We start from the raw sequence: 23,038 nt of genomic DNA on the forward strand, positions 1-23,038 counted from the left end.
CGGCTAAGTCAGGTTTGTGACTTGTCGGCTCAAAGTTCGGAAAACAGGGGGTAGGTAAAAAACAGTAAGCAGAATAAACTTTTGGTTTTAAAGGCTTATGCCCTATGCCCACAAACCGGGCAAGCTGGGTCGCGCCCAAAACGCACGTCGTGCCAGCGCATGCTCAAGGCATCGACTGATAAAAGCCGCCCAACCAGCAGCTGCCCCATACCGGTGATCAGCTTGATGGCCTCTGCCGCTTGCGTGCTGCCTACGATACCCACCAAGGGGCCCAGTACACCGGTAGTCGCGCAGCTGATTTCTTCCGCTTCGTCTGCCTCGGGAAAGAGACAGTGATAGCAAGGCGAGGACGGGTCTCGCAGATCGTAGACACTGATCTGCCCCGCAAAGCGTATGGCCGCGCCGGACACCAGGGGCTTGCCATGCTTGACACAAGCCCGATTGATGGCGTGTCGAGTGGCAAAGTTGTCGCAGCAGTCCAGCACCAGGTCGGCCTGGGCCACTGCGGCATCCAGCTCGTCATCGAGCAGCCGGAAAGTGAGGGTTTCGACCTGAATGGAAGGATTGATAGCCAAGAGGGCCTCACGACCGGACTCGGCCTTGTAGACACCCAGCCTGGCTGTGGTGTGAAGTATCTGACGCTGCAGGTTGCTGATTTCAACGACATCGTCGTCAGCCAGCATCAAATGCCCGACCCCGGCGGCAGCCAGATACAGCGCGGCAGGGGCACCCAGCCCCCCTGCCCCAACAATCAACACCTTGGCTGCTAACAGTCTTTCCTGCCCTTCGATACCCAGTTCGTCGAGCAGGATGTGCCGCGCATAGCGCAGCAGCTGATCATCGTTCATGGTTTGGGCTGGGCCGGAACCATTCCTTCAGGGGTAAGACGATAACGCTCGACGTCGCTGCCGCCAGGCTTACTGCCCGAAGTGTTTTTATCTGACGCGCCGGGCTTAGCAGCGGCTTCTTTTACCGGCACGCTAGGATCGTTACGCTTGACCGGGCGACCCTGCAGATGATTGATGGCCTGTTGCAACTGGAAGTCATCCTTGCCACCAAACTGGAACATCTGCGGTTCGGGCTTGTTCTCGTCTTCTTCCGCCGCTTCGGTGGGGCTGGCAACGACAGGGGTTTCTTCCACGCCTTCCAGGTGGTGGTCGAGCTCGCCTTCTCGGGGTAGACGGAAAAGGTTGCCATGTGGCGTATCGTCGACGGTAATGTCGGGCTCTACGCCGGTAACCTGGATAGAACGGCCCTTGGGCGTGTAATAGCGGGCGGTGGTCAGCTTGATACCGCTGTCCTCGCTGAGCGGCAGCACGCTTTGTACAGAACCCTTGCCGAAGGTACGGTTACCGATAATGGTGGCGCGCTGGTGATCTTGCAAGGCGCCAGCCACGATTTCGGAAGCCGAGGCCGAACCCACGTTAACCAGCACCACCATGGGTACCGTGCGTGTCCAGTCGGGCAGCTTGCCAGAGTTGGCGTCATCGTAAGTCCAACGACCGCCATCTATGGGACGGGAGAAATACTCGCGATTAGCCGATGCAATACGACCCTTGGTGGAAACCACCATGACGTCGGACGGCAGGAAGGCCGACGATACGCCGATGGCGCCGTCGAGCAAACCGCCCGGGTCGTTGCGCAAATCGAGTATCAGCGCTTTGGGCGGCTGTGGAGAGTCGAAAGCCTTGAGTTGTTTGACCAGATCGGGAACGGTGCGCTCTTGGAACTGGGTAATGCGCACATAGCCGATGTCGTCGTCCAGACGCTCACCGCGCACACTGCGCACCTTGATGAGGTCACGCACAATTTTGATGTCTAGAGGCTTGTCTTGCCCATCGCGACGGATGGTCAGCACCACCGGCATGCCGGGCTCGCCGCGCATCAGCTTGATGGCCTCGTTTAAAGGCATGCCTTTAGTGGCTTTGCCATCTATATGGGTGATAAGGTCGCCGGCCAGCACACCGGCGCGCTCAGCCGGAGTGTCTTCGATGGGAGCAATGACCTTGGGCATGCCGTCCTCGACGCCGATTTCTATGCCCAAGCCACCAAACCCCCCTTGCGTAAGCGCCTCCATTTCTTTGAAGGCTTCCGGGTCGAGGTAGGCGGAATGGGGATCAAGGTCGCTGAACATGCCCTTGATCGCATCGTCTATCAGCTTGGTGTCGGACATGGGTTCGACATAGCTGTTTTTGATGGCCGAGAACACATTGGCGAACTGCTGCAACTGTTTGAGCGGCAAGGGATCTGAGCGCTGTGCCAGCGCCGAGATACCCAGGCTGACGAGCACACCGCCCAACGCCCCCAGAATGACCAGCCCAAATCGACTTATGCTGCGAGTGCTCATGCACATTCCCGAATCAAAAATCGGCAACCCTGCCAAGGCTGCCATGCAAATAGCATATTACAGAAATCATCGCCGCAACCACAGCAATGGGTTAACCGGCGCGCCCTTATGGCGAATTTCGAAGTATAGACCGGACTCTACCTGCCCACCTGTCGCCCCCACTGTGGCCACGGTTTGACCAGCGGCCACATCGTCGCCCACCGCCTTGAGCAAACTTTGGTTGTAGGCGTAAATGCTCATGTATTGTTGCCCGTGATCCACGATGATCATATTACCGAAACCCTTGAGCCAATTTGCATACACCACCTTACCCGGCGCAATCACCTTAACGGGGGTGCCTTCTGCCGCACGAAGCACAATACCGCGCCAAATACCGCCATCAGGCCGCTCGGCGCCAAAACGCCCCTGCACCTCACCGCGTACCGGGTAAGCCAAACCCTTGCGCAGGCCGTCTCGAGTTGTTTGCCCGGGTTGCGGTACCTGAATACGTTCTGGTTCGGGCTGAGCTTGCGTTTGAGGCGCTTGCTGCTGAGGCGGGGCTTGGGGTAGCAGCTCGGCCTCTGTCAGCGGCTGGGTGCGGATACGTTCAACTTGCTCACGGGCGGCTCGGGCTTCTTGCTCTGCCTGCTCACGCTCACGTTCCGCTTCGGCGCGACGCCTGGCTTGTTCTTGGCGCGCCTGTTCTTGGCGCCGACGCTCAGCCGCCTGACGCGCCAGTTCGGCTTGGCGAGCCTGCTCGGCCTGCTTGGCCAAGGTTTCTTCCAGGCCCTGCACAAGCACGCCCAGGCGGTGTTCGTCACGCTTGAGTACATCCGACTGGTTACGCTGCTCACGCAACTGCGCACCAATCTTGAGCACCACTTTTTCCCGTTCGACGTAATGCGCTTCTTGCTCTTTTTTCTGTTGGGCTAACTCGGCTACAACTTTGTCCTGTTCTTGGCGGCGCGCCTGCAAGTCAGTTTCGGCCTCGGCCAAATCGGCCAGCGCTTGTTTGACCCCACGAATGGCGTCAGCCTGCGCCTGAGACACGTAGCTGAGGTAGCCCAGTTCACGGCTGATTTGCTGGGGGTCGTCGCCCGAGAGCAAGGCCGCCCATGGCGAAAGGCCATCGGCGTATTGAATCTGCAATTGCCGGGAGAGTTCGGCTTGGCGACCGGCAAGTACTTTTTTCTGTTCCGCCGAACGTGCTTGCAAAGCCAGCACGTCCTTATCCAGCTGCTTTTGCAGCTCGTCGAGTTCGGCCAAACGCCGAACCGCGTCGGAGATAGCTCGCTCCGAAGCTCGCAGTTCGTTTACCACTTCTTTGCGAGAAGCCTCGGTAGACTCTATCTGCTTGTGCAGATCACGTATGGCCGACTGCAGCTCGGAACGCTGTTGGCGCGCCTGCTCTTGCCTGGCCTTGATCTGCTCTGGCGATTGAGCTTGCGCCAAGCCCATAAGCCCGGCAAACAGCCAGCCAATCACCAAGCAGAACATGCGCATGGAAAAAACTCGTTATCCTTTACTTGGCTTTGCCTTGGGCAGCCACTGCGGCCATGGCGGCCTCGATTTCTGCCGCATCGCCCAGGTAATAATGGCGGATAGGCTTGAGGTCTTCGTCGAGTTCGTAGACCAAAGGCTGACCGGTAGGGATATTGACGCCCACGATGTCGTCGTCGGACATGTCGTCAAGGTGCTTGATCAATGCGCGCAGGCTGTTGCCATGCGCGGCCACCAGAACCTTGCGCCCTTCCAGAATGGCCGGCGCGATATGTTCGGCCCAATAGGGCACGACGCGAGCGACGGTGTCTTGCAGGCATTCAGTAGCCGGCAGCTCTTCGACGGGGATATCGCTGTAGCGGCCATCGAAGCAAGGATGGCGGGGGTCGTCGAGATCGAGTGCATTGGGCGCAATAGCGTAAGCACGGCGCCAAATCAGCACTTGCTCGTCTCCGTACTTAGCGGCGGTCTCGGCTTTGTTCAAGCCTTGAAGGGCGCCGTAATGACGCTCGTTGAGGCGCCAGCTAAGGCGCGTAGGCGTGTGCATGGCGTCCATGGCATCCAGCGCAATCCAGAGCGTGCGGATGGCGCGTTTGAGCACCGAAGCAAAGGCCACATCGAAGGTGTAGCCTTCTTTTTGCAGCAGCTTGCCGGCCTGCCAGGCCTGCTCGCGGCCCTTTTCCGTAAGATCGACATCTGTCCAGCCGGTGAATCGGTTTTCCAGGTTCCACTGGCTTTCGCCATGACGCATGAGCACAAGTTTATACATAGTCAGACCGCGAAGTGAGAGTGCGTTAGTTGAAAAGCGAGGTCCATTTTATAATCGGCGGGCTACCCATAGAATCTTCCCGTTTTTTCGGGGCCTTTGAGAAACAACCGTGGACTTCATCCTCAGCCAAAATAATCTCTACATTGTACTGATTGCCCTCGTTTCAGGGGCAATGCTGCTCTGGCCGACGCTACGTCGCGGCAAAGGCGGCCCTGTCAGCGTCAGCGACGCAGTGCAAACAGTCAACCGCAACCAGGGGGTGTTCGTCGACGTTCGCCCCCCAGACCAGTTCAAAACCGGCACCATTGCCCAGGCTCGCAACGTCCCCGTTGCCGACCTTGGCGCCAAGGCGGGCAGCCTGCCCAAAAACAAGCCACTCATTGTCTTTTGTGAGCAAGGTCGCGAATCGATCAAGGCCGCTGCGCTGCTGCGTAAGCAGGGCCTAGACGCCGTCAGCCTGGAAGGCGGCCTGAAAGCCTGGACACAAGCCGGTATGCCGCTTAGCAAAAAAGCCTAAGCCTTTCCTTTTACACTTAAGCGAGACCGTCATGGCCACTATCACCATGTACTGCACCGCCGTTTGCCCTTATTGCGTGCGTGCGGAAATGCTGCTCAAGCAGCGCGGCGTTACCCAAGTCGAAAAAATCCGCATCGACACTCAGCCCGAACAGCGCGAACAGATGATGACCCGCACCGGGCGACGTACCGTGCCGCAGATTTACATAGATGATCTGCACGTCGGCGGCTACGACGATTTGGCTGCGTTGGATAGAGCAGGCAAACTTATGCCGTTACTGCAACAATAAGACGTTACAACAAGACGTTTCCAGACACCCTTTACTTAATTAATCAGGATGACTTTCATGGCCGATCAGGACCAGAACCTCAGCGCTCAACAAGATCAGGACAGCAACGTCCCCGCTTTCAACCTGCAGCGCACCTACGTCAAGGATGCATCGCTGGAGCTCCCCAATGCTCCCCAGATTTTCCTTGAGCAGACCGCTCCCGCAGTTGAAGTCGCCGTCAATGTCGGCGGTCAGCGCTTGGCCGAGACCATCTTCGAAAGCACGGTGACCGCCACCATCACCACCCGCATCGAAGACAAGGTCTTGTATCTGGCTGAAGTCCAGCAAGCCGGTATCTTCGAAGCCGCCAACATTCCTCCCGAGCAGCTCGATCCCCTGCTGGGCATTGTTTGCCCCACCATGTTGTATCCCTACCTGCGTGCCAACATCGCCGACCTGATCAGCCGTAGCTCCTTGCCGCCGCTGCACCTGGCTGAAGTCAACTTCCAGGCTCTGTACGAACAACGCCTCGAAGAACTGGCCCAGCAACAACAAGGCCAAAGCGACTCCGGCATCGTGTTGCCTCCTGGCGCTACCCGCCAATAAGTCCTGCATGAGCCGCCCACACGTCACCGTTCTGGGGGCCGGCAGCTGGGGCACCGCCCTGGCTGCCCTGGCTTGCGCCAATGCCTCTACCATCCTCTGGGCGCGTAACGAGTCTCTTGCAACACAACTGCAAGAGCAGCGGCTCAATAGCCGATACCTTCCGGGCGTTTCCTTGCCCGATACCCTGCAGGCCACCAGTCTGCTGAATCAAGCCATGGCGCACGTCTGTGGGCCAGAGGGCGGCTTGATCATCCTGGGTGTACCGGTAGCCGGCCTGGACGAAACCTGTCGGCAAGTTGCGCACTATCTGGCGCATTGCTCCGGCCCACTGCCCAGCGTGGTCTGGACATGCAAAGGCTTCGAGCACGACAGCGGCCGTCTCCCCCACGAAATTGCTCAAGCCGCTTTTTCCCAGGGCCCTGTTCCTGGGCTGGGCGTGCTTTCAGGCCCTTCCTTCGCACGCGAGGTTGCGCAAGGGCTGCCCGTGGCACTCACCGTCGCCAGCACGACCGCAGCGGTGTGGCATGCTGCCGTACAAGCCTTGCATGGCACAGCGGCACGTATCTATTCCACCACCGACGTCGTAGGCGTTGAAGTGGGCGGCGCTCTCAAGAACATCATTGCTATCGCCTGCGGCATCTCTGACGGGCTAGGCTTGGGCACCAACGCCCGAGCAGCCCTGATTACACGCGGCTTGGCCGAAATGCAACGCCTGGGCGTCGCGTTGGGCGGGCAAGCGGAAACCTTCTCGGGCCTTACTGGTCTGGGCGACTTGGTCCTGACGGCCACCGGAGACCTCTCCCGCAATCGGCAAGTTGGGCTTGCCATAGGCCAAGGCCAAACCCTGGCAGCCATACTGGCCGACGGTAAAACCGCCGAAGGCGTGCGCTGCGCCCGCGCGGCACTGGCGCTGGGCCAACGCCATCAAATTGACCTACCCATCACCGAGGCCATCTGCCAGGTCTTGTTCTCGGACATGCCGCCACGAGACGCGGTAGCGCACTTGCTGGCTCGTCAGGCCAAGCCCGAAAACGAACCCCCCAGCGGCGCTTTCAATTAAACCGAACCCAGGTAGCCTTGCTGGCGCCAGGCCTCGTAAACGGTAACCGCCACCGCGTTCGAGAGATTCAAACTACGCTGCCCAGGCAACATGGGCAGCCGCAAACGCTGCTCTGGTGCGAAATACGCCATTTCTTTATCAGACAGACCCGCGGTTTCCCGACCAAAGACAAAAACGTCGCCCGGCTGAAAAGCGACCTGCCCCGCGTGCTGCTCTGCTTTCGTGGTCAGCGCAAAACTACGTCCGACTGCCACGCCAGTCGCTTGCAAGGCAGCGGCCAAGTCGTCATGCACCTGCACCCGGGCCCATTCGTGATAATCCAAACCCGCGCGCTTCAATTTCTTGTCTTCGAGTTCAAAGCCCAATGGTTTGACCAGATGCAAAGCCGCACCGGTATTGGCTGCCAGGCGGATGACATTGCCGGTGTTGGGAGGGATTTCGGGACAAACCAGAATAATGTGGAACATGATGCAAATGCGTTATCGGACATGGTAGGGAGTACGTGCGGCGACGACCCCCCAAACGGTTTTGGCCCCGGCCTGGCGCAGCACCGACGCGGCGGCATGCAAAGTGGCGCCAGTCGTCATGACGTCGTCCACCAGCACAATGTGCGCCTGCGCCAAGTTTTGGCGGCAAACAAAAGCCTGCCCTGCGGCTTGTAATCGCTGACTGCGCTGCAAGCGTTTTTGCACGCGCTCGGCGCCGGTTTCACGGCTTCGCAAAAGTATATCCGTACGTACGCGTGCGCCCAAATGCACCTGCACACCACGCGCCAGCTCGACGGCAGGGTTGAACCCTCTGCGCAACAAAGCCTGACGGGAGGCTGGTATGGGCACCAGCCAGGCTTGTCCCCACCATTCGGGCATCGCGCCTTGTAAAGACTGCGCTATCAATGCCGCCAATGCACGACTATGTTGAAAGCGATGCTGCTGTTTGAACTGCCGTATCAGCTGATCTGCGGGAAAAGCATAATCGCATGCGGCAATCACTTTTTCAAAAGCCGGCACCAAGGCGATGCAGTCGGGGCAATCGGAGGCCTGCGCCGGGCACAAGCCACAGCGCTCACAACACGGGAAAGCCAAACGCGAAGCCAGAACGTCTTGGCGACAAAGCACGCATAAACAGCCCCCATAAGCTGGATCCTGACATAAGGGGCAGGTGCTGGGAAGCCGCGCAAAAACCTCACGCAACCCCGCCTGAACCCTTTGCCAAGCCAGCCACCAAGCACCCCGTTGGTCAATGTCCCTTCTTGCTGCAAGGCAGTGTTCGCGCCCAGGCTTCAGATACGCCATAATATGCCTCCCGGAACTCGCATCTAAGCATGTCCAGTCTGGCAACGCCAGCGCGGCTTACGCAAAAATGTCCGCCATCCCCTCATTGCCCGTCAATACCCGCCATGTCGCGCTGCAGTTCGCCCGCCGCGCGCCATTGGATCACGCCCAGTTTTTGTACGGCGAAATCGCGCAGCGCATGCTGCAACGCCTAAGCTATATCCGGATAGAGCCCAAGCAGCTACTAGACGCGGGCTGCGGTGCAGGCCATGCACTAGAGCCTTTGCGCGCACGCTACGCTGACATCAGCTATACCGGCGTAGACATCTGCGCTCCTTTGCTCGAAGTTGCCCGGTCGCGCTATGGCCGTCGGCCCAGCCTATGGCAAAAGTTGCGCAACAAGCCTACGCGTCAAGCCCGCCTCATCGAGGCAGACCTGGCCACGCCCGTACTGACGCCCAATAGCCAAGACCTCATCTGGTCGAACATGGCTTTACATTGGCACCCTGCGCCGCACCTGGTGTTCGCCGAGTGGCTACGCCTGTTGCGCACCGATGGCCTGGTCATGTTTTCTTGTTTGGGGCCCGGCTCATTCGCCGAAGTCCGCCAAGCCCTGGCCGACTCGGGCAGGCAGGGTGGCACCCCTTCTTTCGTCGACATGCACGACTTTGGTGACATGCTGGTAGAAAACGGTTTTGCCGACCCCGTCATGGACCAAGAAGTCTTGACGCTTACCTACCCCACACCCGAAAAACTGCTTGAAGACCTGCGTTCACTAGGGGGAAATGCCAGCACTCTGCGCGCACCAGGCTTGGCTACCCCAGACTGGCACAAACGCTTTTTGGCGGCACTTGATCGCCAGCGCCATATGGACGGCACGCTGCACCTGAGCCTAGAGGTTGCCTATGGTCACGCTTGGCGGCCGGCGGCAGTGCGCAAGGCAGAAGGCGAAACCCGAATTGCCATAGACGCCATACGGCGCAAAAGCAGCCCGCCCAAGCGCTGATACTCAGCACAACACGGGGCGGTGTCAGCCTTCAGCTTGAAGACTTCTTGCGAGAGGTATCTATGCCCAGTTGCTTGAGCTTGCGATACAGGTGAGTGCGTTCGAGGCCCGTGCGCTCGGACACCCGGGTCATGCTGTGGTTTTCCTGAACAAGGTGGTATTCGAAATAGATACGCTCGAATTCGTCTCGGGCTTCGCGTAAGGGCTGATTGAGTGAAATACTGCCCAAACGTGAGGGGTCTGCCGCTACGGCAGGCGCTAGAGAGACGGGTTCGCCTGGAGCCTCGATAGACCGAGCGACTGGCGCGTCTTCGGCGCGATACTCGGGCACACGCGGGGCTTGCGGCGCGCGCGCCCCTGGCGCGACAGGGCGTGCCAAGCCGGCAGCAACTGTCTTGAGCAGCTTTTGCAAGGTGATAGGCTTTTCGAGGAAGTCGATGGCACCTATGCGGGTGGCTTCGACGGCTGTGTCAACAGTCGCGTGACCACTCATCATGATGACGGGCATATCAAGCAGACCTTGCGAAGCCCATTCACGCAGCAGGCTGACGCCGTCCGTGTCGGGCATCCAGATGTCGAGCAGTACGAGGTCGGGCCGCCCGCGCAGCCTTGCCTCGCGTGCCTGGGCGGCATTTTCTGCAAGTTCTATTGTGTGCCCTTCGTCGTAAAGGATCTCGGACAACAATTCGCGGATGCCGATTTCGTCATCAACAACCAGGATTCTGGCCATATTGCTTCACCTATGTTTTTGCAGCATTATCGTTCTCCGGCGCGCTGTCGTCCATACCCACACCCGATTGCGCGAAGCGCGTGAACAAAATGGAAATGCGGGCTCCCCCCACACGCCGATTGGATACCTCTATGCGCCCACCATGTTCTTCAATGATTTTACGGACGATGGCCAGACCTAGCCCTGTACCCGTGGACTTGGTCGTGACGTAGGGCTCAAATACGCGGGCCAACACCTGAGGCTCAAAGCCCGGCCCATTGTCGGAAATCATCAGATGCGCCGCCATTTGCGCGTCACCCGGCTCAAGCTCGGACCGCACCAGACGTGTTTGCACTTCTATGAGCGCTTCGTGCTCGCCCTCTTGGGCCTGCAAAGCATCGCGCGCGTTCGCCAACAAATTATGTATGACCTGCCTAAGCTGGGTAAGATCGCCCTCGATATCCGGCAGTTCGTTGGCCAGCGACACCGACAAGCGTATGGACTGATCGTCCAGCCTGGGCTGTTCGGCAGCTGGGTCCCAGCCATACAAGGTCAACACATCGGCCACTAACGCATTCAAGCTGATACGCTGCAATTGAGCAGGCGGCGTGCGGGCATATTCTCGAAAATCATCCACCATTTGCTTAAGCGATGCCACCTGGTTGACGATGGTGTTGGTCGCCCTTTGCAGCATAGCCGCCTCATCGGGCGGCAGGCGGTCGGAGAGTTTGTGCGCCAAGCGCTCTGCGGAAAGCTGAATGGGTGTCAGCGGGTTTTTGATCTCGTGCGCCAGCCTTCTTGCCACTTCACCCCAGGCTACCGTCCGGTTAGCGGAGATGACTTCGCTGATGTCATCGAAAACCACCAGATAACCATTGCTGCGACCATCCAGGCTCATGTGGGTGCCGCGCGCCAGCAGGGTAACGACGTGCTGGTTCTTGCCTTGCACAGAGGTCTGCGGAAGATCAAGTTCGAATTGCTGTTGCCAATGCTGGCGTTCCGACTCTACCGCCGCGTGTGCCACAAAGGCCTGGCGCACCTGCCGAGCAAAGCCCATGGTCTGTTCAACAACCTCTAGGGGGCAACCCCTGACCGAGCGCAAATCGGCCTGCAAGATACTCTGAGCCCCCTGATTGAACATAGTGACCCGAAAGCCCTCATCGAACACCAAAACGCCAGAAGATAAGTTGCTAAGCACAGACTCCAGATAAACATTGCTGCGCTCAAGCTGCAAGCGATTGGCCTCGACCATGCGCCGGGCATCGTCCAGTTGCCGCGTCATCGCGTTGAATGAACGTGTCAGCTGACCCACCTCGTCTTTCTCGGGAGGCTCTGGCAAAGGGCGGTAATCGCCTACCGCCACGGCTTGCGTACCTGCGGCCAGGCTAAGCAGCGGGCGCACCAAGCGCCGGGAAATAGCCAACGCCGCTACGATGGCAGCGAACACCGACAGCACCAGGGCCAATGTCAATGTAATGCTGTATAGCTTGCGCAAACCCATGCGCGACAAGGCCAGCTCTTGGTAATCGCTAAAACCTTGTTGCACCAGGCTGGCACTGCGCGCAATTTTCTCGGGTACGGGCTGAATCACTTGCAGCCATCGAGTATCCATGGAGCCCCCCGACAGCGAAGGCACTCGATCCAGCGTAGGGATAGGCACCACAACGCGCAAGTGCAAACCTGTTTCTTGGGCCACACGACCTACGCCTGCATCGTCGGCTTCAGCCTGGGCATAGTGCCGCGACACACGCAGCTGACTCAACACATGCAAAGGCGGCCCCTCCGGTATCAACTGCCCATAGCTGGAAGAGGAAAACGCCAGGAGGCGGCCATTACCGGTAAACACCATGGCCTCTACGGCATCCACGGTCTCACGCAGCTGCAATAGGCTGGCTGCCATTTCGGCATCGTCGACATTGGAAAGCTTGGATGCCGCCGATCGAGCGCGCGCCGTCAATTCGTCGAGCTGGGTGTCCAGTGCTGCCCGCCCAAGGTTGAGCCCCGCTTCGAGTGCGTACTCGACGCGCACGTTAAACCAAGACTCGATGGAACGGGACATGAATTGCACCGAGAGCAGGTAAATCAGCGCCCCCGGCAGCACCCCCACCAAAGCGAACGACAAGGCAAAACGAGCCGTGAGTCGGGCGCCAAACTGCCGCCTGCGTATTTGCCGCAGCAAGCGCGCCGACATGAGCAACACCCAGCCTATCAGCGCTACCGCCAGCACGCCGTTAAACAGCAGCAATAGATCGTAGTGCTGGGCAAAGCGCGAGGCATTGCCGGTAGACCACACCAGCAAGGCGAACAGCGCCAGACCGCTGACGATGGCGACCGTCAGGATCAAACGCAAGCCCCACTTTACGAGGCGGTTTGCTCGTCGTCTAAGATTTCGAATTGAAAGTTTTTCCATGGCGTGGCCAAGGTCCAGGCACTACTGTTGTAAGCATCTATCTGGAAAGGTCTAGGCAATCGTGTGGTGTCCAGACGCAAACGCAAGCGACCATCGTAATTAACACCTGTATCGAGCTCGCTGGTTTCGGCAACCGCCCATCCGCGGATGTTGCGCATGAATGACAAGGCCTCGTCCAGCGATGCCAGCGGCAGGGCAAATTCGTTGTTTCCTACGCGCCACTGCCTGGTCAGCACGTTGTAGAACACGCGGTAGGTACGCTGGGTATCGACCACCGTTTTATCAAACCACCAGCTGCGCGACGAGACAATCTGCAGTTCGGCCACGAAATACAAAGGCACGCCTTTCTCGGCAGCCGTGCGCAACTCTGGACTAAGCGTGAGGTCGATATTGGCATCCAGGTATAGCTTGCCGTCGCGCGCCACGGGTTCCACGCTGACGACTTCATTGCGCGCTTCTTGAGCGTAAGCGACAGACGGCGCAAAGTGCGCCAGCAGGCTTAAGCACAACAACAGAACAACACTCAAGTAGCGATGAGTCATGACGCACGCGCAAAACACACAATACCAATCTGGAAGCGTTCAGGCCCGCTTGGTAAACAAGGCGTAGAAGAAACCATCGAACCACATATGGCCGGATTCATCTGGCAGTGGCAGCAATTGCCCAGGAGCAGGCATACGCTGGGCGTCGCCATGGGTTTGCAGAAAACGCTGCGCCTGAAGTTCGCCCTCTTGGGGAAAGATCGAACACGTAGCATACAGCATGCGCCCGCCTGGCTTGACTGTCTGCCAGAGCGCATCGGCAATGCGACGTTGCAAGGCTGCGGTGCGTGCAACGTCGGACTCACGGCGCAACCAGCGTATGTCGGGATGGCGCCGCACCACACCGGAAGCGGTGCAGGGCACGTCGGCCAGCACCGCATCGAAGGGCTTGCCATCCCACCATTGCGCGGGAGCTGCCGCATCGGAGCAATGCAGTTGCACGCGTGGCGACATCAAACCCAATCGCGTCAGGTTCTGGCCCACGCGTTCCAGACGCACCTTATCGTCATCCAACGCCCAAAGCTCGACATCGGCGCATTCCAGCAAATGCGCCGTTTTACCCCCGGGCGCGGCGCAGGCATCCAGCACCCGTTCACCATCGATCGGCGCCAGACAAGGTGCCGCCAACTGTGCGGAGGCGTCCTGAACCGACCACCAGCCTTGATTGAAACCTGGGATCTCGGTCACCGGGCGGGCGCGCGCCAGCACCACGCCAGCCTGCCCCACGCGCTCGTGAGGCATGTCCGCCTGAGTCAGAGCCGCGCACATATCATCTATAGAAATGGCGCGCAGATTGACGCGCAGGCTCATGGGCCCGGGCTGATCGGAGGCGGCCAGTAACGCCTGCCACTGCTGCGGATAGGCTTGACGCACAGCGCGTATCCACCAATCGGGAAAATTCCATTTGGCTTCGGGGCGCTTGCAGGCCTGTGCAAGCAGTGCCTTATGTTCACGCGTGAGACGGCGCAAACAAGCGTTCAGCAGGCCCTTATAAGCCGGCATGTCCTTAGCTGCCCTGACCGCTTGATCTACCACGGTGTGCACGGCGTAACGGGGAATATCGGGCCTGCGCTCGGCCTCTTCGTCGCTGAGTGACAACGCAGTTTCAAGCAAGGCCAGCGCCACGCGCAGCAAAGCATCGAATAAGGCATCGGGGGGAACCCGATTAACCATCAGATTGCGCAGCTCGGTAGCCAAACCCAGGCGCCGCATGGTGTGAAAGGTGATGGCCTGTACCGCTGGGCGCTGTGCCGCCGGCGTGTGCACCAGGCTGTCGGATAAAGACCGCCCCCCCAGCACCGCCTGCACATGGCGGGCGCTGGCCAGCATCAGATCGGATAAGGCGGCACGCGATACGTTTGCAGGGTTGGGAACAGACACGGATAGCCCAAGAATAAGGAATCATAGAATTGTAACATTCGCCTCCCGGTCCAGCCTCCCTATGCGCCCCGTCTCTGTTCTGGAAAACCGTTAAAATCCAGACATCTACAAGAGGTTCTCTCGCATGTCTTCTCCCAAAGTAGGTTTCGTCAGCTTGGGCTGCCCCAAGGCGCTGGTCGACTCCGAACGCATACTTACGCAGCTGCGTACCGACGGCTACGCCATCACCCCCGACTACAACGACGCAGACGTCGTGGTGGTCAATACCTGTGGCTTCATCGATAGCGCCAAGGCCGAATCCCTGGAAGCCATAGGCGAAGCCATCGCCGAGAACGGTCGCGTCATCGTGACCGGCTGCATGGGCGTCGAAGAAAACGTCATCCGCGACGTTCACCCTGCCGTGCTGGCCGTTACCGGCCCCCAGCAGTACGAACAAGTCGTTCGGGCCGTACACAACGCCGCGCCGCCACCGGCCCGCGACCACGACCCCTACACCGATCTCGTGCCCCCGCAAGGCCTCAAACTGACGCCGCGGCACTACGCCTATCTGAAGATATCCGAAGGCTGCAACCATCGATGCAGTTTCTGTATCATCCCCTCGCTTCGAGGGGATCTTGTCAGCCGCCCCATAGGCGACGTCATGGGCGAAGCCGAACGCTTGGTGCGCGCCGGCGTGCAAGAACTGCTGGTCATTTCGCAAGACACCAGCGCCTACGGCGTCGACCTCAAGTTCCGCACAGGGTTCTGGAACGGCAAGCCTATCAAAACGCATATGACGCAGCTGTGCGAGGCACTGGCCGAGTTCGGCGTGTGGGTACGCTTGCATTACGTTTATCCGTATCCCCACGTAGATCAGGTCATTCCGCTCATGGCCGAAGGCAAGATCCTGCCTTACCTGGATATCCCCTTCCAGCACGCCAGTCCACGGGTGCTCAAACTGATGAAGCGCCCTGCCTTCGAAGACAAGACCTTGGCCCGCATCAAGCGGTGGCGCCAGGAATGTCCCGATCTTACGCTGCGCTCCACCTTCATCGTGGGCTTTCCCGGCGAGACCGACGAAGACTTCGAATACCTGCTCGACTGGATGAGCGAGGCTCAATTGGATCGTGTGGGATGCTTCCAGTATTCGCCCGTCGATGGCGCACCTGCCAACGAGTTGCCTGGCGCAGTGCCCGACGAAGTCAAGGAAGAACGCTGGCACCGCTTCATGGCACACCAACAGGAAATCTCGGCTCAAAGGCTGGCCGCCAAAGTGGGTCGCGAACTCGAAGTGCTCATCGACGAAGTGGATGCCGACGGAGCCATCGCACGCTCTAGCGCCGACGCACCGGAAATCGATGGCACGGTACGGGTTCAGGGCACGCAAAAATTCAGCCCAGGCCAGCGTATACGTGTCAAAATAACCGGCGCCGACGCCTACGACCTGCAGGCACAGGCACTCTAAATACACTCGGAGACCGCCCTATGTCCAATTCCACCCTTGATGATCTTGGCAAACTCGTTCTACGTTTAAGCGTCGGCATTCTCATGCTGATGCACGGCATTTTTAAACTTAGTCACGGCATAGGCGGCATAGAGGGTATGTTGGTAGCCAAGGGGCTGCCCGCCTTTTTTGCCTGGGGCGCTTACGTGGGCGAAGTCATCGCACCCGTTATTGTCATTCTGGGTTTGTACACGCGCCTGGGCGGTTTGCTGCTCGTGGTGCAAATGGTGGTTGCCATCCTGCTGGCGCACATGGCGCAGCTAAGCATGGTCAACAGTATGGGCGGCTGGCAGCTCGAGCTGCAAGGCCTGTTCTTGTTTGGTGGCTTGGCTATCGCGTTGTTGGGTGCCGGGCGCTTCAGTCTGGGCGGCTCGGGCGGTCGCTGGAACTAGCTCCCTGCACATGCTGCCTACAAAGAGCCTGGCCCAGCCAGGCTCTTTTGCTTTGGGCTAGGGCGTCAATCGCACGCCTATGTGGCGCTGTTTACGTTGTCGCGCCAACTCCACCTGTTTTTGCCGTTCACGAAAGCGCGCCATCTGCGCCTCGGTATGTTTGCCATGACAATGCGGGCAGCTGACACCGTCTTCGTATACCGGCGAGGCCCGATCTTGTTCGCTAAGCGGGTAACGACAGGCGCGGCAGAAAGAAAAATCGCCTTGCTCCAGGCCATGTCCTACCGACACGCGCTCGTCAAACACAAAGCACTGCCCCTGCCACAAGCTTTGCTCTGCCGGTACGGTTTCCAGATACTTAAGAATGCCGCCCTGCAAGTGAAACACTTCGTCGAACCCTTGCGAGCGCAGATAGGCCGTTGATTTCTCGCAGCGTATGCCACCGGTGCAAAACATGGCAACTTTACGTTTGCCATCTAACACGCCCCCTTCCTGCGACTGCTGACGCACCCACTCAGGAAACTCGGTGAAACTGGCCGTTTTGGGGTTGATAGCGTTGGCGAACGTCCCGATGGCGACTTCGTAATCGTTACGGACGTCGACCACCACGGTATCCGGATCTTCGATCAAGGCATTCCAGTGTTGCGGGTCTACGTAGGTTCCCGCCATGGTTGCAGCATGAATATTGGGAACACCCATGGTGACGATCTCGCGCTTAAGCTTGACCTTCATGCGATAAAAAGGCTGTTCAGCAGCCCAGGACTCTTTATGCTCGAGCAAGGCCAAACGCTCGTCGCTGCGCAGACGCGCCAGCACTTCGCGTATGGCCTCGGGTTTGCCGGCAATGGTGCCATTAATGCCTTCTTCGGCCAGCAACAGCGTGCCCGTAATACCGCGCTCCGAGCAAAAATCGTATAAAGGCTGCCGCATGGCGGCATAGTCCTTCAGGTGGACGAAACGATACAGAGCAGCTACCAGATAGTTCATAGTGATCAGGCTTTCAGCACGGTAGCAAAGGCTTGAGCCGTGCGATCAACGTTTTGCTCGTTAAGGCCGGCAACGCAAATGCGGCCGGAATCGATGATGTAGACAGCGTGCTCTTTTATGAGGCGGTTCATGTGTGGCCCCAACACCGGCGCATAGCTGAACATGCCGCGCTGCGCCAGCAGGAAGCTCCAGTCGTAGGCTGGATGATGCTGCACCAAGCCTTCGTACAAACGCGTGCGCATAGTGTGCATGCGCACGCGCATGGTCTCAACCTCGGCTTCCCATTGCGCACGCAAGGTGGGAGTGTCCAGCACCGTTTGCACCAAACTGCCGCCAAAAGCAGGCGGGCTGGAATAGTTGCGGCGCACGGCCTGCTGCATTTGGCCTAAAACCCGTTGGGCTTCTTCTGCATTGGCACACACCATGCTAAGCGCGCCGCAGCGTTCGCCGTAGAGCGAAAAAATCTTGGAAAAAGAATTAGCCAGCAGAAAGGACGCACCCGACGCGGCCAAAGCACGGATGAAATAGGTGTCGGCTTCCAAGCCCTCGGCCAAACCTTGGTAGGCCAGATCCAGGAAAGGCAGCAGCTCGCGGCGCTTGATAATGTCGACCACAACATCCCATTGAGCCGCAGAAAGGTCAGCCCCGGTAGGGTTGTGGCAGCAAGGATGCATCAAAACGACCGTGCGAGCAGGCAGTTGATCCAACTCCTTGGCCATGGCGTCGAAATTCAGCCGCTGAGCTTCGTAATCGAAATAGGCGTAGGTTTGCACGACAAAACCTGCGCCCTCAAGAATGGCGCGGTGATTGTCCCATGTCGGGTCGCTGATACGCGCTTGAGAATCGGGAAAGAATCGGCGCAGCAGGTCGGCCCCTACACGCAAGGCACCCGACCCCCCCACCGTTTGTATCGTAGCCACCCGGCCTTCGCTCAAGGCGGGCGAGTTTTCACCGAACAACAGGCGTTGCACGGCACGGCAGTAGGCGGGGTTGCCGCTCATGGGCAAATAAACGCTGGGCTCGGTGCTGGCCAACACCGTTTTACGCGCCTGCTGCACAGACTCAAGCTGAGGAATGCGCCCCTGCTCGTCGTAGTACAAGCCTATGCTCAGGTTGACTTTTTCGGGTCGGGGGTCGTCGCGATAGGCAAGTTGCAACGACAAAATGGGGTCGCCCGCGTAGGCGGTAAAGTGCTCGAACATGACTTCCGTAGATTGCCGGATGCGCCGGCCTGCTCTGGCAATGGGCCGCCGCAAACGACGAGCGCGGGCCAGACATAAGGGTAACCATGTATTTTATACTGCCCCATTGTTTCTATAGCCGGACACCCGCTGCCCATGGATTCCATTACTCAAGCCGCTCTCGGGGCGGGCATCACCGGCGCCCTGCTGGGCAAACACTTTGGCCGTAAAGCCCTGCTTGCAGGCGCTGTGCTGGGCACCCTGCCGGATCTGGATGTCGTCATCAGCCATGCCGACGCCTTGACAGCCATGATCAGCCATCGGGGCTTCTCGCACTCGGTGTTTGTGCTGACCGCGCTTGCCGTATTACTGACCGCTCTGTGCGCACCTTGGGCCAGAAAACCAGGCGGGCCGGGGCGATGGCGCATGTTTCTGGCGATCTGGCTCACCCTGATCACCCACCCGCTGCTGGACGCCTTTACCGCTTACGGCACACAACTGTTTTGGCCCTTCAGGCCCACACCTGCCAGTTGGTCCAGCATCTACATCATCGACCCCTTCTTTACCCTGCCCTTGCTGCTGGCCGTACTCTGGTTCGCCATCCGAGGGTATACGCCGGGCCGCAACAAAGCGCTAAGCTGGACACTAGGCTGGTGCGTGCTGTATCTGGCTTTGTCCCTGGGTTTTAAACAATGGGCGGAAACCCGTGTGCGCACCCAGCTTCAAACCGCCGGCCACAACGTGGTCGAGATGTTTTCTACCCCACAACCTTTCAATATCCTGCTCTGGCGTGTAATCGCGCGTACCGACGACGACCACTACCACGAGACCATGCACAGCATTCTGGACTCTGGCCCTGGTGAAACACTGAGTCACCCCATAAACGCCGAACTGGCAACGGTGGAAAGCGCCCCCATGCAGGGCTTGCGCTGGTTTACCGGCGATTGGCTACGCTACGACGAAACCCATGGCCTGTTGGTGGTGTCCGACCTGCGCATGGGTTTGGCCACCGGCTTTTACACTTTCCGTTTTGCTGTCGCCGAACGCGACCCCGGCACCGGTCTCTGGCGCCCTATCACGCCAGTATTCCTTCGGGGTGAGCGTGGCACCGAAGAATTAGGGCGCGTTTTGCGCCGCACTTGGCAAGCCTCGCCACCGCTGCCACTGCAAGAATGGAGCCTCAAAGCGATACCTGCCACGTTGACAGAGTCGCCAGCCGTGGCCGAATAGTCATGGCTTAATCCACAATGGGACGCCTCGCCAAAACCTGGAACGCGCGGCCCCAACATCCTGCGCCATTTCTCACGCCGCCATGCAAAAATTTTCTTGAACCCTGGCGCGTTCCTCCTTGGGGGCTGGTCCAACATGGTCAGCCTGCTCAGCAAGCCCGCTCAGGGGCCTCAGCTTTGCCACAAGGACGACAACATGAAATCCCTTACTTTGTTACTGGCCGCTTTTACCCTCTTGGTGTCGGGGTGTGGCAGCGACAGCTCCCCTGACACCTCACCTTCCCCAACAAACCCCGACACCACCGACATTTCAAATCGCATATACGTACTGTCTGCCCAAAGCGGTGGGGCAAGCCTTGCCGGGCCCCATTACACGATCACGCTGAATCAAGTGCAACCCGAGGTTGACTGGTATACCGACAGGCCAGAACGTGAAACAGGCGACGAAGACACCACCAGCCTGATAGAAACCAACTGGCAGCGTGTGTACGCAGACACAGCGCCGAATGCCCTGCTGCAATACACCAACGCCGCTGGCGTACAAGGCATCTTCGGCGCAGTTAGCGAAGTCAGCTATAACGCGCAGGCGCGCACCCTGAAGTTCAAATTGAGTCTGGACCAGGACCCCGATGAAACCAGCCCCAGCGCAGGTAGCTTCCAAACCCCGGTGCTGACCCTGCTCAATAATCTGGAACCTTCTAGCGAAGGCTCATCGTTTGCACTTTATGCCGACCGCACCAGCGTCGTGGCGGGCAACCAAGGCGGCTACCAACTGGTTCTGGAAAACGTGTACGACGACGTGTTCTGGATGAACCATGCCCCTTCGCGAGCAGGCGACTTCGAAACCTTGGGTAATTTCGTCAATTACTGGCCCGACCGGTTTGCGGACGCCGCTCCCAACGCTTCAATAGCCGGTGATACAGGCCAGGGCGACTACGACATCATGCCGCTTACGCTGTCCGACCCGGTCTATGACAGCGCGGCACGACGCATCAGCTTTACCGCCGTGCCTTTACGCGGCACCGGCACACCGGATATCGGGACGGCCCTTAAAAATGCGGTGTTGTTTGTGGATGCGGGTGAGCGTGCCACGCCTTCTGGCGTATTTGCCAAGCAATGGCGCGGCGTGGCGTATTCGGCTGTTCCCGCCACATACAACAGCAACCCCACAGGCGCTTTCTTTGACTCAGATGTGACTGCCAGCGCCTTCCAGGCGGTGTGGGGAGAAAAAGACGGTTGCGGCCGCAACGACCTGCAAGCCATGGCCGACGTCGGTATCAATCTGGTGCGCCTGTATGACTATAACTACCAACGCGGCTCGACTAAATGGATCACTGCCGGAGACGGCCACATTCCTTTCCTGGACAAAGCCCAAGCCCTGGGCATCAAGGTCATTATCCCGGTCTCGAACTATAACTTCATGCGTCAGGACGGCCAGAACCGCCCCTGGGACAACATCGAGCATACCGTCGCCCAGATCGTCAACAGCGTGAAAAAGAACGGCGTCATCCATCCTGCGGTGCATTCTTTCAGCGTAGGCAATGAACTGGATTTGGACAAATACGGCATGACCTGGCATACACTGATTCCGGATGCCGTCAGGGTCGTGGGTATTCTGAACAAGCTGGCGCCGGACCACTACATCACCATTCCCATCAGCACGGCAGACCAAAACAAGTTTTACGCCATGTTCCGCCAGTTATTGCCCAAGCAGCTGTACCAAAAACGCTTCTACAACTCGGTGCAGACCTTCAAGCTTAAAGACGGCAACGACCTGCGCGACAGTATTCTGCGAGGCTACGACAACCTTAAGCTGGGTGTGCCGCTGCTGATTACCGAACTGGGTACCTATGGCTATGGCCGAACCCCGGAGTACAAAATCACCTCTGTTCTGGGTCAAGCCAGCGCCGTGCGGGAATATACCGACTCTACCCCCAAGACACTGGTTAAAGGGTTTGCCATTTTCGAGTGGCAGGACGCCCACTGGAAACGCAATGGCTCGCCTAACGACAATAGCGAAAGCACCTTCGGCATCCAAACTTACAGCGGCTCGCTGTGTCAATCCAACACCGGCAGGTTCTATATGGAAGGAACAATAGACGGTAACCATGTTTACAACGAGTTCCATCCCGACGTGAAGTACAGCGTCGACAAACTGGTCCCTCTGACCAGCTCGGCTCATCCTAAAGGCCTGCTGTCGGAACTCTCGGTGTACTTCAAGTAAACCCCAAGACGCTCCCGGGTGCGCTATCTTTGCAAAATGTAGCGTTTCAACTCAAGGCGTTTTTCTGCCCCGCCCAGTTGCCTATAAGCTGACACCATGTCTTCGCCCCTAGATTCCGCTTTGCCGCAGCGCCTGTCATCGCTGGATGCCGAGCCTGCCCTGCGTTTCGACGCTTGGCGTGAGCGCGCCCATCAGTGGGTGGAGATGCTGCCCTTGCCTCCGGGGGCAGAACTCAACGCAGAACTCATCACACTCAAAGGCAGTAACTGCGTGCTAGGGGCCATGCGCTCATCCGCCTACAGCATGCGCGCCGCCTCACGGCGCTTGATACATGCCCCCGAAATGCTGGTGCTCACCCTGATACAAGCGGGGGAAGTCTTGCGCGACGCCGCCCCTGGCGAGCCAGAACGCATGGGGCAAGGTTCGTTAGGGCTTTACGACCCCTGGCGCATGGGCGACTACCGCTGGAGCCAAGACTCTCGTGAAGTCTTTCTGGCGCTGCCGCGTACAGAAGTCGCCGCAGCCTTGGGGCGTGAGCCCGGCAACCTGCTGATTACATCCAGACAATCCGTTCTGGCACCTGTGCTGGCCAGCCATTTAGAGCACGTGGCCCTACTTATGCAACGCCCAGGCGTACTAAACGCCGCCGAATATGCGGGTTTGCTTGATGCCACCCACGAACTGACACTGCTGATGCTGCGCAACCTGGGCAGGCAACCGCTCGACGCCGACGCCCACCCCGAAAGCCTGAATGCCGGTCGCTATACGGCTGCTATGCGCCTGATGGAACGCGATGCCCACCTGCATCAGCTAGACGCCGCCACCATCGCTCAAAGTATAGGGTGTTCACGTACCCGGCTGTATGCCGCATTTGCCGCACAAGGCGAATCCGTCATGGAAACCCTCCGCGAGATCCGCCTGCAACGCGCTCGAACGCTCATAGAACAAGCCGCCCGCCTGCATATCGGCTCATTATCGTGGCGCTGCGGCTTTACCGATCAATCCAGCTTCAGCAAGCTTTTCAAAGCTAGATTTCACAGCTCCCCATCTGAATGGCATCACCGCGTCTGGGGCCGTCAGCCAGACGAATCGCCCGCCCCTAGGGCCTCAAGCCTCAGGCTGCGGTAATTTTCTTCGCGTGGGCTACAGGGGCAAAGAACGCCCCTCGCTGCGATCAA

At 58.8% G+C, this 23,038-nt stretch carries 22 protein-coding genes; 10 read left to right on the forward strand and 12 right to left on the reverse strand.

Translation table 11 applies throughout. The features are described from left to right. Positions 1 to 95 precede the first annotated feature (95 nt). The 4 genes from H0484_RS07365 to gpmA form a co-directional block, all read right to left on the reverse strand. Positions 96 to 848: a HesA/MoeB/ThiF family protein gene (locus H0484_RS07365; protein ID WP_226953901.1), complete on the reverse strand. Its 753-nt coding sequence runs from the start codon at positions 846 to 848 to the stop codon at positions 96 to 98. Further along, positions 845 to 2,347 (reverse strand): S41 family peptidase, encoded by a 1,503-nt coding sequence (locus tag H0484_RS07370; protein ID WP_226953902.1) that lies wholly within the window; start codon positions 2,345 to 2,347, stop codon positions 845 to 847. The genes H0484_RS07365 and H0484_RS07370 overlap by 4 nt, the downstream gene beginning before the upstream one ends. 66 nt (positions 2,348 to 2,413) lie before the next feature. Continuing rightward, positions 2,414 to 3,829: a murein hydrolase activator EnvC family protein gene (locus tag H0484_RS07375; RefSeq protein WP_226953903.1), complete on the reverse strand. Its 1,416-nt coding sequence runs from the start codon at positions 3,827 to 3,829 to the stop codon at positions 2,414 to 2,416. A 19-nt stretch (positions 3,830 to 3,848) separates the two neighbouring features. Beyond that, a complete protein-coding gene (gene gpmA, locus H0484_RS07380) occupies positions 3,849 to 4,595 on the reverse strand; it encodes a 2,3-diphosphoglycerate-dependent phosphoglycerate mutase (RefSeq protein ID WP_226953904.1) in 747 nt (248 codons plus the stop codon). A 109-nt stretch (positions 4,596 to 4,704) separates the two neighbouring features. Here gpmA and H0484_RS07385 point away from each other — a divergent pair, with 109 nt between their 5' ends. From H0484_RS07385 to H0484_RS07400, 4 genes are read left to right on the forward strand one after another with little or no spacing between them, the layout of a single operon-like run. Then, the gene (locus H0484_RS07385) at positions 4,705 to 5,112 is read left to right on the forward strand and encodes a rhodanese-like domain-containing protein (protein ID WP_226953905.1); all 408 of its coding nucleotides are present in this window, start codon (positions 4,705 to 4,707) and stop codon (positions 5,110 to 5,112) included. A 31-nt stretch (positions 5,113 to 5,143) separates the two neighbouring features. Next, the gene (gene grxC / locus H0484_RS07390) at positions 5,144 to 5,401 is read left to right on the forward strand and encodes a glutaredoxin 3 (protein ID WP_226953906.1); all 258 of its coding nucleotides are present in this window, start codon (positions 5,144 to 5,146) and stop codon (positions 5,399 to 5,401) included. A 57-nt stretch (positions 5,402 to 5,458) separates the two neighbouring features. Beyond that, positions 5,459 to 5,986 (forward strand): protein-export chaperone SecB, encoded by a 528-nt coding sequence (gene secB, locus H0484_RS07395; protein WP_226953907.1) that lies wholly within the window; start codon positions 5,459 to 5,461, stop codon positions 5,984 to 5,986. A 7-nt stretch (positions 5,987 to 5,993) separates the two neighbouring features. Next, positions 5,994 to 7,046, forward strand: a complete 1,053-nt coding sequence (locus H0484_RS07400; RefSeq protein WP_226953908.1) for an NAD(P)H-dependent glycerol-3-phosphate dehydrogenase — start codon at positions 5,994 to 5,996, stop codon at positions 7,044 to 7,046. Here H0484_RS07400 and H0484_RS07405 read toward each other — a convergent pair. Both H0484_RS07405 and H0484_RS15215 read right to left on the reverse strand, forming a co-directional pair. Then, positions 7,043 to 7,513 carry a tRNA (cytidine(34)-2'-O)-methyltransferase gene (locus H0484_RS07405; RefSeq protein ID WP_226953909.1) on the reverse strand — a complete coding sequence of 157 codons (471 nt, stop codon included), beginning with the start codon at positions 7,511 to 7,513 and terminating at the stop codon, positions 7,043 to 7,045. The two genes, H0484_RS07400 and H0484_RS07405, sit on opposite strands and share 4 nt — an antisense overlap. A 12-nt stretch (positions 7,514 to 7,525) precedes the next feature. Further along, entirely contained in the window at positions 7,526 to 8,161 is a 636-nt protein-coding gene (locus H0484_RS15215; protein ID WP_226953910.1) for a ComF family protein, read from the reverse strand. Between the two features lie 244 nt (positions 8,162 to 8,405). On the opposite strand from H0484_RS15215, the gene H0484_RS07415 reads away from it, so the two are divergent. Beyond that, positions 8,406 to 9,323: a methyltransferase domain-containing protein gene (locus H0484_RS07415; RefSeq protein WP_226953911.1), complete on the forward strand. Its 918-nt coding sequence runs from the start codon at positions 8,406 to 8,408 to the stop codon at positions 9,321 to 9,323. Between the two features lie 31 nt (positions 9,324 to 9,354). Here the strand turns inward: H0484_RS07415 and H0484_RS07420 are convergent, their stop codons facing one another. The 4 genes from H0484_RS07420 to rsmB are packed head-to-tail and all read right to left on the reverse strand — an operon-like array spanning position 9,355 to position 14,313. After that, on the reverse strand, positions 9,355 to 10,053 hold the full coding sequence (locus tag H0484_RS07420; protein ID WP_226953912.1) for a response regulator: 699 nt from the start codon (positions 10,051 to 10,053) through the stop codon (positions 9,355 to 9,357). Between the two features lie 10 nt (positions 10,054 to 10,063). Then, the gene (locus tag H0484_RS15160) at positions 10,064 to 12,442 is read right to left on the reverse strand and encodes a sensor histidine kinase (RefSeq protein WP_255644624.1); all 2,379 of its coding nucleotides are present in this window, start codon (positions 12,440 to 12,442) and stop codon (positions 10,064 to 10,066) included. After that, positions 12,391 to 12,984: a DUF4390 domain-containing protein gene (locus H0484_RS07435; protein WP_226953913.1), complete on the reverse strand. Its 594-nt coding sequence runs from the start codon at positions 12,982 to 12,984 to the stop codon at positions 12,391 to 12,393. The genes H0484_RS15160 and H0484_RS07435 overlap by 52 nt, the downstream gene beginning before the upstream one ends. Positions 12,985 to 13,023: 39 nt before the next feature. Beyond that, on the reverse strand, positions 13,024 to 14,313 hold the full coding sequence (gene rsmB, locus H0484_RS07440) for a 16S rRNA (cytosine(967)-C(5))-methyltransferase RsmB (protein WP_226954126.1): 1,290 nt from the start codon (positions 14,311 to 14,313) through the stop codon (positions 13,024 to 13,026). Between the two features lie 175 nt (positions 14,314 to 14,488). Between rsmB and rimO the strand changes: the two genes are divergently transcribed. Next, positions 14,489 to 15,808: a 30S ribosomal protein S12 methylthiotransferase RimO gene (gene rimO / locus H0484_RS07445; RefSeq protein WP_226953914.1), complete on the forward strand. Its 1,320-nt coding sequence runs from the start codon at positions 14,489 to 14,491 to the stop codon at positions 15,806 to 15,808. Positions 15,809 to 15,828: 20 nt separating this feature from the next. Then, complete coding sequence (locus H0484_RS07450) at positions 15,829 to 16,239, forward strand: DoxX family protein (protein WP_226953915.1); 411 nt, start codon at positions 15,829 to 15,831, stop codon at positions 16,237 to 16,239. Positions 16,240 to 16,296: 57 nt separating this feature from the next. Here the strand turns inward: H0484_RS07450 and trhO are convergent, their stop codons facing one another. Together trhO and H0484_RS07460 are read right to left on the reverse strand one after the other, a co-directional pair. Continuing rightward, the gene (gene trhO / locus H0484_RS07455) at positions 16,297 to 17,226 is read right to left on the reverse strand and encodes an oxygen-dependent tRNA uridine(34) hydroxylase TrhO (protein ID WP_226953916.1); all 930 of its coding nucleotides are present in this window, start codon (positions 17,224 to 17,226) and stop codon (positions 16,297 to 16,299) included. Between the two features lie 5 nt (positions 17,227 to 17,231). Beyond that, complete coding sequence (locus H0484_RS07460; RefSeq protein ID WP_226953917.1) at positions 17,232 to 18,428, reverse strand: amino acid aminotransferase; 1,197 nt, start codon at positions 18,426 to 18,428, stop codon at positions 17,232 to 17,234. A 135-nt stretch (positions 18,429 to 18,563) separates the two neighbouring features. On the opposite strand from H0484_RS07460, the gene H0484_RS07465 reads away from it, so the two are divergent. The 3 genes from H0484_RS07465 to H0484_RS07475 all read left to right on the forward strand — a co-directional run bounded on the left by H0484_RS07465 (position 18,564) and on the right by H0484_RS07475 (position 22,988). Next, on the forward strand, positions 18,564 to 19,637 hold the full coding sequence (locus tag H0484_RS07465) for a metal-dependent hydrolase (protein WP_226953918.1): 1,074 nt from the start codon (positions 18,564 to 18,566) through the stop codon (positions 19,635 to 19,637). Between the two features lie 195 nt (positions 19,638 to 19,832). Continuing rightward, positions 19,833 to 21,860, forward strand: a complete 2,028-nt coding sequence (locus tag H0484_RS07470) for a hypothetical protein (RefSeq protein ID WP_226953919.1) — start codon at positions 19,833 to 19,835, stop codon at positions 21,858 to 21,860. 96 nt (positions 21,861 to 21,956) lie between these two features. Further along, on the forward strand, positions 21,957 to 22,988 hold the full coding sequence (locus H0484_RS07475) for a helix-turn-helix transcriptional regulator (protein ID WP_226953920.1): 1,032 nt from the start codon (positions 21,957 to 21,959) through the stop codon (positions 22,986 to 22,988). The last annotated feature ends 50 nt before the right edge of the window (positions 22,989 to 23,038 follow it).

This window comes from Mesopusillimonas faecipullorum (assembly GCF_020539505.1).
GTDB classification, from domain to species: domain Bacteria; phylum Pseudomonadota; class Gammaproteobacteria; order Burkholderiales; family Burkholderiaceae_B; genus Mesopusillimonas; species Mesopusillimonas faecipullorum.